Source organism: Mycetohabitans sp. B2 (assembly GCF_021733735.1).
In the GTDB taxonomy this organism is placed as follows: Bacteria; Pseudomonadota; Gammaproteobacteria; order Burkholderiales; family Burkholderiaceae; genus Mycetohabitans; species Mycetohabitans rhizoxinica.
This window is the reverse complement of sequence record NZ_JAHKSP010000066.1, coordinates 121,539-136,237: the sequence shown is the minus strand read 5'-3', so window position 1 is coordinate 136,237 and position 14,699 is coordinate 121,539. Positions and strand designations below refer to the sequence as shown.

Sequence of the window (14,699 nt, the reverse complement as noted above, 5' to 3'; positions counted from 1 at the left end):
TCCCCGGTTGAAATGTTGGCGCCTATTGTCAGCTGTTACTTTCTCACAACCACATCGCCCTCCAACATTATTTTGGCTTCTTGTTTCATAAGAAAATCGATTATAGATTCAATATAATCGTTTTCTACAGAAGGATATTCAAAACCCAATTCTCGCAACTTGTTGATCGTGTCTTCTGCACTTATAGATATCAAGCTTTCACTATTTTCCAGTGGATCTCTCTTTTTATCTTCTAATGTATTTTTATCCATGATAGACAACAGCGACATTAGATTTTCATCCAATGTCTCATCCGCCCTCTCCTTCAATCTTGCCAACCACTCATTGAAGTCGACATTTTTTATTGAACAATTTTCCTTTTTGTCAATTTCGCATACAAAGTCATTCAACTTTAAAGACTGGTTGTTCATGATGTGTGCAACTTGATAAGATTTATCTTGGCGCGTCGCTAATTTGACAATAGCCTGTGCGGCGCAGTCGACAGGAGTTTGGAAAAACAGCTTATTGGTATTGAAAGACAAGCCAAGCGTTTTGATTGCACAAATAATACGATAGACGCTATCTTTCATATTGCAATATCCCGTCTGGGAATCTGCTGTAATCCTTCCAAGCCTATAAATGCTGGACGGAATTCCTCGCATAGCTGCCGCGCTTGTTAGTTGCTCTCCCACCCATTTACTTTGTACGTAGCCGTTAGCAATGGGCATAATAGACGTATCGCTTATCTCAGTAAATGTTCCTGTTTTCGCCCGTGGCATAACGGATACGGTGGAAACGTAATGGAAGCTTTTGCTGCGGCCCGTCGCTGAGAGGCGAATAAGTGCTTCAGTGGCGAGCACGTTCGCTTGGCGCAACTCATGGTAGGAAAAGAAATGATTGACCGCCGCGCCGTTATGTAAAATAGCGTCAACCTTGTCGGAAAGGTATTCTATCTCTTGATGAGAAAGACCAAAATCTTTTTTTGATAAATCACCGCATATAGTAGAAATTCTACTTATATCTAGATCCTGCCTTTGGGTTTCCTTCAATGCGGACACAACCCTTTTCATTGCCTCTTTTTTATCTTTCTCGTTCACTAAACAAATAACGTTAGCGTTAGTTTGTCTCAACAACTCTAGTAGAATATAACGCCCAACAAAACCTGTAGCGCCAGTGAGTAGCACATTCTCCCAGGTTCCGTGTGAATCATTAGATATAGTCTTTTTGCTAATGTCTTCTGCCAGAAGGGCATCTGCCCTCATTAACTGTTCTGTTCCGTCAGAATCTGCTGATTGGGACGTCGCCAATGCATCTGACTCGATACGCTCAGCAAGCTTCGCAACAGTATCAGCTTCAAACAACATCCGAACAGGCACATTAACATTAAATACTTTTTGTATTTTTAAGGTTAGCTGTACCGCAGACAAAGAATGGCCGCCAAGATCAAAAAAGCTATCATCGATTCCGACATGCGGTAGGTTAAGCGCCTTAGCGAATAGCGTAGCTAAAGCCTGTTCTTGCAGTGTATCGGGAGCACGGTAACGTTCAGACGTGAAACTGGGTATGGGCAACGCTTTACGGTCAAGTTTTCCGTTCGGCGTAAGGGGCAGCGCATCTAGTAAAACAATGGCGGCAGGCACCATGTAATCAGGCAATTGCTGTGCTATTTGTCGGCGCAGCAAAACTGGATCGATAGATGTGCCGTCTCCTTTGGGCACAACGTAACTCACCAGTTGCTGACTACCGGAATGATCGTCGCGTGTAATGACCGCAACTTGCCTCACAGCTGGATTACGACGCAACACTGCCTCGATTTCGCGCAGCTCGATGCGAAAACCTCGTATCTTGACCTGGTCATCTACACGTCCGAGAAAGTCTAAGGAGCCATCGGAACGCCATTTCATGAGATCACCACTGCGATACATTCGGCTGCCGGGAGGGCCGAACGGATCGGCAACAAAACGCTCAGAGGTTAAACCAGGGCGATCGAGATAGCCTCGGGCCAAGCTTGAGCCCGCAATGTACAATTCCCCCGCTACACCGACAGGCACAGGTTGTAATCCGTTATCCAAAACATACGCTTGCGTATTCGAAATCGGACGCCCTAAAGGTAGAAAAGGCGTTGACTCCAATGAATTTTCATGAGGGAGTTCTCCGACCAACATACCGATAGTGGCTTCTGTGGGTCCATAGTGATTGATTATTCTACTATTTCGCCAGTTCAGCCTAATACCAGCAACTAGCTCACCATCAATTCGCTCTCCACCAAGAAAAAATGTTCTCTTTGAGTTGTCGCCTTTATTAGGCATCGACTTGATAAGAGACGATAGGTGACTTGGCGTAATTTTGAATACAGATTCATCTTCTAAATAATTTTCCGAAATAAATTTCGGATCCAGTATTTCTTCGTCTCTTACGATAGTGAGTTTTTTGCCTGAGAAAATGGCGCCATAAAGAGAAGTATTGCCTAGATCAGCCGACACATTGGAAATCCATACCATATTGGCATGTTCACTGACCCATGATTGAATAGAATCAATGTAATTGACCAAAGAGTGATGAGTGACGACAACACCTTTGGGGGTTCCGGTAGAGCCCGATGTGTAGATTACATAAGCGGGATGACGAGGGTTGAGTGGACTTATGCGATCGCGATCGGTAGGCGCAACGTTCGGGCACGTTTCAAGCGCTGCTTGCAAATCGAGATCGTCTAGCTGCAGCACTAAAAGATTGTTCGCTACAGTTTGATTAGCTTGGCCAAACCTAAGCATGGCCACAGGCTGCGCATCACTTAGTGTGATAAAGAACCGCTCGGCAGAATGATGTGGGTCAAGAGGAAGATACGCCGCTCCGGCTTTGAGGACCGCGAGCATCGCAATGACCATGGATGGCGAGCGTGGCATCGCGATCGCCACGACATCTTCTGGCCCCACTCCTTTTGCTATCAAAAAATGAGCAAGCCGGTTTGCTCGAATGTCAAGCTCTGCGTAGCTAACAGACTGGCCATTAAAAACTAGTGCGATAGCATTGGGCGTCTTAGCAACCTGGTCTTCAAATAATGCGGGCAGCGTCGTTTCGCGAATTGGACGGATAGTGTCATTCCATTCGATAAGTAGCTTTCGCCGTTCCGCGTCATCAAGCAACCGAATATTGCCAATGGGCTGGTCAGGCTCTTGGGTTACAGATTCAAGCAGCCGGACGAAGCGCTGCGTCAATTGTTCAATGGTTTTGCGATCAAATAAGTCTGTCGCGTATTGAACGATTGCATTGATCCCATTTTCATTTGGAGTCTCATCAAAATGAAAAGATATGTCGAGTTTAGTGACCAGTAATTCAACCTTTTCTTCTTCGATATGCAGTCCTGCTAGGTTGAACTGTGGCAGCGCATTGTTATACATCGTCAAAGAGACTTGAAACAATGGATGATGCGCAGACGAGCGCGCTGGGTTCAGGACTTCCACCAGTCGTTCAAATTGGAGATCCTGACGAGAATAAGCCGCCAGGCAGGTCTCCCTGACCTGTTGCAACAATGCGCGGAAATGCGGGTTTCCCGAGGTGTTTGTACGCAACACCAGCGTGTTGACAAAAAAGCCAACCAAATTATTCAGCGCTTCATCGGTTCGCCCAGCGATAGGGCTGCCCACCGCTATATCGTTGCCCGAACCCATGCGTGTTAGCAAGGTAGCCAGCGCAGCGTGTAGCACCATAAATAGGCTTGCTTGCTGCTCACGCGCCAGTACTAATAATTGGCGATGTAGATCGGCGTCGATATGAAAAGATAAACAAGCGCCTTTGTGGCTAGCTACAGGCGGATGCGGTCTATCGGTCGGCAACATCAAACGTTCGGGTAGTCCTGCCAGCGCCTGACGCCAATATTCGAGCTGCTGTGCGATGAGGCTATCGGCCTTGTCTTCGCAGCTGAGTAGGTTCCGCTGCCATAGCGTATAATCCGCATATTGCACGGGCAGCGGCTCCCAGTCTGGGGCCTCGCCAACAAGGCGAGACGCATAAGCCTTGCTGAGATCACGACCGAATGGCGTCCATGACCAGCCGTCGCCAGCAATGTGGTGCAAGGTTACAAGCAGCACGTGTTCTTGAGCATCAAGCCGGAACAGCGCGGCGCGCAGTGGAATCCCTTCGTGTAGATCGAAAGGGCGAGCTGCAGCCTGCTTCAATGCGTCCGGTAACGTTTGTTCGGTAACCTTGACTACTTCAAGGAGAAAATGGATATCCTCTTGGGCAAAAATATGCTGAGCGGGTACGCCATCCACTTCAGTAAAGCCGGTTCGCAAACTTTCGTGACGCGCAAGCAAATCATGAAAAGCAGTTTGCAGTGCATCCACATTCAGCTGACCAGATAAGCGCAAAGCAACAGGGATGTTGTAAATTGCACTGGGCCCATTGAGTTGCTGAATAAACCATAACCTGCTCTGCGCAAAAGATAGCGGCAATGGCTCAGGCCGTTGTTGCGGGCGCAAAGGTGGGCGAACGGCCGTGTTTTGCGTAAGGCGTTGCGCCAGACTTGCAACTGTGAGGTTTTCAAACAACATTCGAATGGTGAATTCGACATCCAGCGCCGTGCGAATGCGACTAACCAGACGCATGGCTAGCAAAGAAGTACCACCTAGGTCGAAGAAGTTGTCGTCAATGCCCACCTGTTGAACATCGAGTACTTCGGCGAATAGCTCAGCTAGTTTTTGTTCTTGCGGGGAGCGTGGCGTACGAGAATAGCCCGAAACAACCTCCGGTTCAGGAAGTGCGTGGCGGTCCACTTTTCCGCTAGGAGTGAGCGGCAGCGCATCGAGCAATACTACTGCTACAGGTACCATATACTCCGGCAAGTGATGCGCTACATGCTGACGTAACCCGGCGACGTCCAGTTTGTTTTTCCCTTGCGGGTCGGCCACCACATAGCCAATCAATTGCTTATGTCCTTGTCGATCATCACGAATGGCGACAATGGCCTGAGCTACATCCGGATGGCGTTGCAATACGGCTTCGATTTCGCTTAGCTCGACGCGATAGCCGCGGACCTTGACTTGATGGTCACTACGACCCATGAATTCTAGATTGCCGTCAGGCAGATAGCGCGCAAAGTCCCCGGTCTTGTACATTCGTGCATTGGGCGCAGTCGAGAACGGATCAGATAGGAAGCACGCAGCGGTGAGTTCGGGGCGGTTCAGATAACCACGCGCGACACCCGCTCCACCAATGTATAGTTCACCGACCGCGCCTGATGGCACTAAATGGCCATGTCGGTCCAGCAGGTAAATGCACGTGTTCGCGATTGGTCGGCCAATCGGCACGGTTTCTTCCGCATAATTCGCTGGACAGCACCAGGCTGTTACGTCAATCGCGGCTTCAGTCGGACCATAGAGGTTATATAATTGGGTATCAGGCAGCAGCGTCCGGCAAAGTTTCACACTCGCGCCTGGCAGCGCTTCACCACTGCAGAATAGCCGTTTTAGTGACGTGCAATATTGAACACCTTCGCTGCGCAGGAAGGGTTCCAACATGGACGGCACGAAATGAACAGTGGTGATACGCTGCCGAATGATGAGATCGGTCAAGACGGCAGTATCCCGATGAGCATCGGGCGCTGCCACGACCAAAGTCGCACCACTCATTAGCGTCCAGAAGAACTCCCAGACGGACACGTCAAAGTCAAAAGGCGTTTTTTGTAGCACCCGATCAGCGGGCGTCAACTGATAGGCTTGTTGCATCCATATCAAGCGGTTAACCAACGCTTGGTGTTCGTTTTGCACACCTTTGGGAGCACCGCTCGAGCCAGACGTATAGATGACATACATGAGATGGCGCGCAGTGAGCTGCGCAACCGACGGATTGGTGTCAGCACACTGCGATAGCACATTCGGATCAAGCACCGTGCGCGACGCGAGCATGGTCTCACCAAGCGCCGCACGGCCTGCCATGTCAGCCAGTACGATCACTGGCTCAGCATCAGCCAAAATGTGCGCGAGACGCTCGTTTGGATAGGCCGGATTAAGCGGCACATAGGCGCCACCAGCTTTCAGAATCGCCAGCAGTCCGACGACCATCGCGGGCGAACGCTCAACACAAATTGCAACACGCGCGTCGGGTTTCACGCCCAACTCAACCAACCGATGCGCGAGACGATTAGCCTGTGCGTTCAGCTGCGCATAGCTAAGCGTTTGTGCGTTGTATACTAGCGCAGTCGCATCTGGTGTGCGTGCGACTTGCGCCTCAACCATCTGGTGCACGCACCAATCGGCAGGATAATCACATTGTGTCGTGTTTCTCTCGACCAGCAGCAAATGCCGCTCGGCGGCATCAAGCAATTCAATGTCTTTAATCGGCCGTTCAAAATCAGCAGCAAGCGTTTCTAAAAATTGAATAAAACGACGTTGATGGGCAACAAGTTCATCCTTTGTATAGCATGCGGGATTCGCGTTAAAGTCAATCCGTAACTGATGGCTTCCCGGAAGCGTATATACTGCGACCATCAAATCTTCGACTGGACCATTCAGTAGATTATAGTTAATCGATTTGCACCCACCAAATTTCAGGTCGTAGTCAAACGGCATCACGTTGACCATGGTACCCAACAGCCGCTGGTCAGGCATCAATCCCAGTTTGCGCCGCAACGCTTCGTTAGGGTAGCGCTGATACCGGAACCCACGCTGGATCTCTTGCGCTGCGTGCTGCATCAACGATGACAGATTCATGTCCGGCTGCACGGCTATCCGAACGGGCAACACATTAGACATCATGCCAGGCGTATTCCGATCAGCACCAAAGCGTGCCGTAACCGGAAAGCCCAATACCACGTCCTCCACGCCGGTTAGCCGATAAAAATACGCGGCCATCGCCGCTGTGATAAGCTGTGCTAACCGATTGGCGTCATCCGCATAGCGCTCTATCGATTGAGCAGAAAAGTAAATTGTTTGACGCAGTCGATGTTGTAAAGGAGGAGCAGATCGACTCGCCAGTGTCGCTGGCGACGACCAATCCGCGCAACGCTTGAGCCAATACGCTTCGTCGCGTTTCCATTGTGCGGAGGCACTGTATTGAACATCGCTTTCAAACAACTGGTGTACCGACCCAAAAGGACACGGCTCCAACTCGGTACCTTCGCACATCGCGCTATACAGATGGGCGACGCGTTGCGCGATAAGGAAGAAACCAAACCCATCCATCACAATATGATGACAGCGCTGGTACCAAAGCACCCGATCCGGTGCAACTTTTAATAATGCATAGTTGAACAAAGGCCCTTTTAATATGTCCACCGGCTGCTCATAATCAGCACGCATCCATGCATCGGCGGCCGCTTGCGGGTCCGATTCTGCACTAAAATCGACCAATGGAAAGGACCATTCCGGGGAACCAACATACTGTCGAACACCCTCGTTGCTTTCGACAAATTGCAAACGCAGGCTGTCCACTTCATCAACTACCTGCCGCATTGCCGCTTCAAACACAGCCGGATCAATAGCACCTTCGATGGATGTGTACTGCCCGATGTTATAGACAGGGCTGTCTGGGCGGAGCTGCTGCGCGAGCCAAATCGCTGTTTGCCCTGTGGTTAACGGATGCATAGACGATGTGATGCTATCAGACATAATTGAGCTCCAATCCAGGCAAAAGGATTGCCCGATCTAAATACGAACACTAGCTAAATACCATTAGCATCGTTAGCAAAATTTGGGCCTCGAGAACCAAAGACACAGACGTAGCCTATTCCTACGTTGGAACCTATAGAGATATAGCCCCTATGGAGAGGGCTGCATTGGCCACCTATCGCCTCAGCGAATTTTGATGATGCAACGAGGATAAGCTTGGTGACGAGCGATGGGCCATCATCCGGAAAACGCTCTTCAAAAAGGCTTGCATAGCTAGTCACCTGGCACTAAAGGGGCCACTCAAAACCGCCAACGCAAATTACCCGTACGTTTCGGCGATGCCGATTCCGATAGAAATTAGCTATCTAAATAGTAATCGGCCACCATATTGAAAATCGCTCCAGCCTTGGTGACATCTAGAATACTTTGATAAGCTGGCAGCCAAATCAGGAAGCGTTAATAAGCGCTAACTTACGTCAAATCTGCACACCAGACCTGGATAGCTTACCGCCGTTCTCTTCAAATGTCTCTTTTATAATATTTTCTTCAAGACGGTTTATCAATTTTAATAAACCAAACGGCGCAACCTTATCCTTGGATAGAATTTTTTGCGAAGCTCGCATTAATGCATCCCTAGCGGAGACAGGAGACAATTGAATGGATTCCGGAACCCACCAAAAATTAATATTACTATTAAATTCATCAAGATGCTTGAATGAATGGTACCAATAAGCAGGAACAAATAGCAAATCCCCCTTCTTAATTTCCCCTTCGTGGCACTCGACGCCGTCAAAAAGAGGAAATTTTTTCTTGCTAAAATTCTCTACGTCGATTTTTGAGAAATTATATCTACCTATATTCGAGAAATGGGTAAAATAATAGGGATACAAAGAACTCATCTGATATGGAGAATACATTTGCACATATTTTCTTCCTGTGATTTGTGCATTCAGATTATGAGACCCACCACCATCAAAATGAAGATGAGAGCGCACACCCTTTGCGCTAAACCATAACCCTGCCGAGTTCATGCTTTGCTCATCAAAATATTTTGGCAAGATAAAGTCATCGCGCAGAACCTCAAGCTCAGGAGACCACTTCCCATTAAAAATTAATAGTTCGTCGCCAGTTAGGTAATAACGAGCCCCTTCGACTGGGTCACTGATCAAATCCAAGTATTCCCCAAAGCTCATGCTTTTTAGGGACATTGCTTCTTTTGAAGATTTGGGGCGAATGCGTTTCAAAAAATATCTCCACCTTGATATTGGCTTTTGCGTTTCATAATAGGAGCCAATATTAGGGTGGATATGAGTATCAGAATGTTTGCATTTTACTTGCAAACCTCCCAAAGCGTGACGAAGATAAGCGGGCGTCCATTTAGTCAAGGCACCCCAATCTTCAATCGCGTTTTCTAAGATAAATGGCTGATAAAGCTGGACAAGTTCATTGAAATCATCGGTCGATATGTTCCTTACCCTATTGATTTGCATATGATTATTCATATTCAATTTAGGTTGATTATCTACCTTGCTTTACGCCTAAATCCTTTGTTCTAAGGATTGCAATGGCCACAACTCTTATAAAAAGCAAAGCCCCTTCTTGTAGCATAAGCATTGGTTTAAGGCACGCGCCTTATCTTCAAACACAAGCCTTATCTTGGCACACTAACTTCTACATCTTACTTCGACCTATCGAGCGGCAGCTTGCCGTACCCGCTGAAAATTCAATTGAGAGGTCGACCCGTGCCATAACCCCGTTACCCGTACAGGGCAAAAACGTCCAGCCAACAACAAGAAATGATTGCAGACAGTTGAGTACCAGTAGTATTCGTTTGAGAACAAAGAGCCGCGTTATACAAGTATGACACTTTTTGGTTTAGTCCGAGGCACTTCGTCATTATTGTTAACTCCACACATCGTTTATGAACAGGAACCGGCCAGCTACGATCTACCTAATTCTACAACGAACCACCTTACCGCTCACACACGCTTTCTTATAGCCGCCCAGCTGATACTACTAGCAAACTCACCATAAGTTAAATATCACTCTAGAACATTAGTCAGACCATATCAAACATTTAACCTTTGCTTAATCGGACAAATTATGCACAAAGATCGACGACCGACCAACAAGGAGCGGGACTTACATCAGGCCTCATACAGTCACACCTATTGACTAGCGGACTATTCACTTTCGATTCACTCTCGAGATGCTTTCTTTGCTTGCGATGTTGGTTTTTGACGACTATGCTCTACGTGGCAGGGGCCGCTTGTCTCACATGCCAAAGCGAATACAGCTGACAGCTGAAACGCTAGTAGCGCATTGACAGCACCCGAGCCACGTTCAGCTGAAAAAGACTGACGTTTCATCTGCAATTATTTCAAAAACTGAAACCTTTCCTTTCTGGTTAGCCCAACTATGCGAAAACTCTTTTGCTTTCCATTTGCTGGTGCAGGGGCCTCCGTTTTCCGGCCATGGATCGAGCCGCTTTCGGACAGCATTGAAGTCGTTTCGGTGCAATTGCCAGGTCGAGAGCAATTGCTTGCGGCACCACCGTTTACCAATGTCCATCAAGCCATTTCTAAGATAAGCGCCCATTTGGCCCCAGCCGTTGCCGAAGCGCATGAAATCGTCGTTTTCGGGCACAGCCTTGGAGCAGTTCTTGCCTACGAATTCGCTAAAACGATACACGCGGATAAGTCTTGTCTGCTAATGGTCAGCGGCTCTCCAGCCCCAAGCCGCATGCGCGAACAACGCGCGACGGGTTTAGATGATGAACAATTCGTCGAGCGCGTGAGGGAGCTTGCAGGCTACAGTCACCCAGCACTTGAAGACCCGGACATGCGCGAACTGCTACTTCCGACACTGCGTGCAGATGTAGAAATGCATGAAGGATATAAGCCGATTAGCACCACGGCGCTCAAGATGCCGATCGTGGGTGTACGCGGCGATCGCGACGAGCTTGTGAGTCGCGAGGACGTTGTGGCGTGGGGCGACGCAACGCAATCCGTTTTCGAGTATGTCGAAGTAGAGGGTGGCCACATGTATCTAACCGAGACGCCTGAGAGGCTATTCGATCTGTTTAGGCAGGCCGGTAACCGAATGCTTTCGGGAAAACGCTATGCAGCTTAACGGGAAGGTTGCCGTCATTACGGGTGCCGCGCGTGGCATCGGGCGAGCCTGCGCGCAACAATTCGCGCGCGAAGGCGCTCAACTCATTTTGCTGGACATCGCAAACGACATCAATGGCGTGCCCTATCCGCTAGGCTCACAGAGCCAGCTCGCTTGCACCGAAGCGTTGTGCCGTGCAGAAGGCGCACCCGCATGGGCTTTATCGGTTGACGTACGCGACCCACATGCTATCCACGAAGCCATCGAGTTTGCCATCAAACGGTGCGGCTCCATCGACGTTCTCTTGAACAACGCGGGTATCGCCGCCCCTTCCGGTAAGGCTGTACATGAAATCGACGAAAACGAATGGCAGCTGATGATTGATGTCGACCTTTCAGGCGCATGGCGAATGATTCGCGCGGTTGGCCAGTCGATGTTGGAACGCCGCTCAGGAAGCATCATCAACGTATCGTCGACGGCCGGACTTGTCGGCTATCGCCACTTTGCGGGTTATGTGGCGGCTAAGCACGGCGTAATCGGTTTGACGCGTGCGGCCGCGCTCGATTTTGCGCCATTCAAAGTGCGGGTCAACGCGATCTGTCCAGGCTCGGTCCGTGACGACGCAGGCGTCGAAGGGCGAATGCTCTCCGAAATTGCGCGATCGCTGTCGGTGTCGGTGGACGAGCACGAAGCGACTTTTGTCCAAGCCCAGCCTATGAACGCGCTGATCGAACCTGAAGATATCGCATCCGCAGCGGTTTGGCTTGCGTCGGACGGAGCTCGTCAGGTTACGGGTTCAATCGTCACCGTCGATGGCGGTTTCTCGGCTCGTTGATCATCCAACTTTCTAATGCTATGTCACTTCACGTCACACCCAACGTCTCGCTTCAAGCCGAGCCACATTGCGACGAAGCGACTGACAATTACGACTACTTGCCCCTTCTTAGCAAGGGCCGGCCGATTAGTGCACTCTGTCACGGAATGCACGTTCGAGTCGGCAACCGCAGCGATGCGAGCCGGCTGATCGCACGGTTCCACGAATGTATTGCCTGTGCAGGACTCGCCTCCGATCAGGCCGCGCTATGGCATGAGGAGCTGCCGATCTCGTCACACTCTGCGGCGGCAGCCCGCAGAATTACGTTCGAATTGAGCCGACCAATCGATTCAGGCAGCAGCGCGCTGCGCGCGGTAGTGCTCGCATTTGCAGACGATGTTGCTGAATTGATTTTGATTGGCAGTCGTCGCTTCATTGACAGCCCCGCGCTGCGCACAATCGCAAAATGGCTGACGGGAACGGATTTGCCGGATACGCGTGCGCCGTTTGTCCGGAGCTATCCTGCCACCGACAACGTGCCTGATAGCCATCGTTCGGCAAGCATCCCCGAATGGGGACTGGGTGGTCAGCCCGCTCGGCCAGGCTACAGCGCAACCATAGGGCACGTGTGGGATTTAGCGGTGAACCCACGGTGCTTGGTCGAAGCGATCAGCGTCGTGCTAACGCGATTCGATGGCCAAACCCAAGCTGAGTTTGGCATGATCGGTCACCCGGACATGACGGGCGATGCTGGATTGCCTGCGGCATGCGTCGTGCGCGTCAGTGTCAAGGATGACACAAGCGTTGCGGAGCTGGCCGCCGAAGTCAATCGCTGCCTGTCGTTCGCTCCCGAAACAAAAATCTCAGGCGATGTGAACATCACTCCAGTCGGAATCGTCTGGGATGACAAACGCGAAGCATATGACGAGGCAATCCACGTACGATCCTACTTGACACCACCGTTTGATCTAACCCTCGAACCATGCGTGCAAGATGGGCGTGTTGTCAGGATTGCGTACGGCTTCAATCAAAGCTGTTTCTCACTAGAGATGGTCCGTGCGTTCGACCGCGCGCTCGCCATTGTTTGCGCCGAGCTTACCCGAGAACAAGGCAGCGGGAAAAACAAGGCTCTCGCAACCATTGGCCTACTCGACGCGGCAAGCGCATCGCAGGTCGCAGCGATCGGCACCTGCGGCGTGCTGCCGGCCGACTTCACGCCATTTCGAATCGAGCAACGGATCGCGTCCTTTGCGCTCAGCCAGCCCGACGCAAAAGCGCTAACTTTTGAGGATCGAAGCCTCACTTACCTCGAGCTAGAGGAGCTGGCAAACCGAATAGCAGGCGTCTTAGGGATGTTGGGTGTTCGTGAAGGCGATCGTGTTGGCGTCTGCCTTGCCCGTTCGCTGGAACTCGTACCGGTGATGCTTGCGGTTCTTAAAGCGGGCGCAGCTTATGTGCCGATCGACCCGGGTTATCCGGCGGATCGAATCGCCTATACGCTCGAGGACGCATGCCCGTCGCTCGTCATCTCAGACAAGGCCACGGCAGTGGCACAGAACATTCGGACAATCGACGTCGCCTCCTTGCTTGAGCGCGCAGCGGCGTTTGACGGCGCTGTGCGACCACCGGCGGCAGAGTCGGGTGTCGCTGCCTATGTCATCTATACGTCGGGCTCGACCGGGCGCCCGAAAGGCGTTGTCGTCCCACACCGAAACGTCGCCTCGCTTGTCGCCGCAACAGCGGACGACTTCGAACTGTCGAGTCAAGACACCTGGACAATGTTTCATTCGAGCGCATTCGATTTTTCCGTCTGGGAAGTCTGGGGTTGTCTCGCGACGGGCGGCCATCTGGTCGTCGCGCCCTATTGGGTCACCCGTTCGCCTGATGAATTCGTGCAGCTGCTCGTGCGTGAACACGTGACGGTGTTGAGCCAGACACCCTCGGCGTTTGCTCAACTGATTGCGTCTGAAAGCCGTTCCTGCGAGAAGCTCGCAGTCAGATTGGTGATATTCGGTGGCGAACCGCTGGATACGCGCATGCTGCTACGTTGGTTCGACCGCTATCCGGAAACCGCATGTCGTCTCGTCAACATGTTCGGCATCACAGAAACCACTGTCCACGTGACTGCCGAAACCTTAACGCGTGCCCATGCGCTGACCAATTCGCGCACAGTCGGCCGCGCGCTTCCGGGTTGGAAAGTGTACGTAATGGATGCTTACGGACACATGCTGCCACCAGGTGTACCGGGAGAAATCTATGTCGGCGGTGCCGGCGTCGCGCAGCATTATCTGAACCGTGAAGACCTAAACGCGCAGCGTTTTCTGAATGATCCGTTTGTCGATGGCCGCATGTATCGCAGCGGCGATCGCGGACGTTTGGGAATCGACGGCCGCCTCGAACACCTAGGCCGTCTTGACAATCAAGTGAAGATTCGTGGGTTTCGTATCGAGCTCGACGAAATCCGCGCCGTCCTGCTCGAATACCCGTACGTCAGCGCTGCGGCTGTTGTGGTGAATCGCGCAAGCGTTGACGACGCCGCATCCGCCCGGCTCGATGCGTATGTTGTAATCGACCAAGATAGGATAGCTGACGTCCGTTGCCATGCTATGCGTTTGCTCCCAGAGCATATGGTGCCGTCGACTTTTACGGCGCTTGAATCTCTACCATTAACGGCCAATGGAAAACTCGATGTGTCCAAGCTACCCGCGCCAAAACTCAGCTCGTCGACGGACAAGGCCACTCGCCAGCCGGCCCTCGAAGTCTCGCAGGATCCTGCCAGCGACACACTACTGGAGAAGTTGCGGTGTATCTGGGGCGATGCATTCGGCGTGGAGGTAGGCCATGACGACAACTTCTTTGAGTTGGGTGGCAATTCGCTTTTCGCGGTGCGCATTGCAAGGGTGATGCGCGAGCAAGGCCTGCCGCCATTGCCACCGCGTGAGCTCTATCTGCGCCAAACGCTACGCAGTGTTGTCGACTACTTGAACGATGTTCACGAGCCTGCGTAAGCGAGGGTCTGTCCTAACGCTATAGAGAACGCATAGCGATACAGGTATCGGCGCATGACGGTCAGGCTCCTTCAAGACGGCCTTGCGATCAACCGCAAGGCCGTCTAACGCCTGATGACTGAACTGAAGCTTAAAGGGCTACGTTCGAATAAAGAAAAACCGAGCGTACAAAGGCCACAGTAC

General features: G+C 51.1%; 5 protein-coding genes. 3 read left to right on the top strand and 2 right to left on the bottom strand.

Annotated features, from left to right (window positions below):
• Positions 1-35: 35 nt before the first annotated feature.
• On the bottom strand, positions 36-7,583 hold the full coding sequence (locus KPG66_RS15140) for a non-ribosomal peptide synthetase (RefSeq protein ID WP_237071332.1): 7,548 nt from the start codon (positions 7,581-7,583) through the stop codon (positions 36-38).
• Between the two features lie 476 nt (positions 7,584-8,059).
• The gene (locus tag KPG66_RS15135) at positions 8,060-9,085 is read right to left on the bottom strand and encodes a cupin-like domain-containing protein (RefSeq protein ID WP_237071331.1); all 1,026 of its coding nucleotides are present in this window, start codon (positions 9,083-9,085) and stop codon (positions 8,060-8,062) included.
• 916 nt (positions 9,086-10,001) lie between these two features.
• On the opposite strand from KPG66_RS15135, the gene KPG66_RS15130 reads away from it, so the two are divergent.
• From KPG66_RS15130 to KPG66_RS15120, 3 genes are all read left to right on the top strand, one after another.
• Positions 10,002-10,715: a thioesterase II family protein gene (locus tag KPG66_RS15130; protein WP_237071330.1), complete on the top strand. Its 714-nt coding sequence runs from the start codon at positions 10,002-10,004 to the stop codon at positions 10,713-10,715.
• Positions 10,705-11,529 (top strand): SDR family oxidoreductase, encoded by an 825-nt coding sequence (locus tag KPG66_RS15125; RefSeq protein ID WP_013428512.1) that lies wholly within the window; start codon positions 10,705-10,707, stop codon positions 11,527-11,529. The genes KPG66_RS15130 and KPG66_RS15125 overlap by 11 nt, the downstream gene beginning before the upstream one ends.
• A 311-nt stretch (positions 11,530-11,840) precedes the next feature.
• A complete protein-coding gene (locus tag KPG66_RS15120) occupies positions 11,841-14,516 on the top strand; it encodes an amino acid adenylation domain-containing protein (RefSeq protein ID WP_237071329.1) in 2,676 nt (891 codons plus the stop codon).
• Positions 14,517-14,699 lie beyond the last annotated feature (183 nt).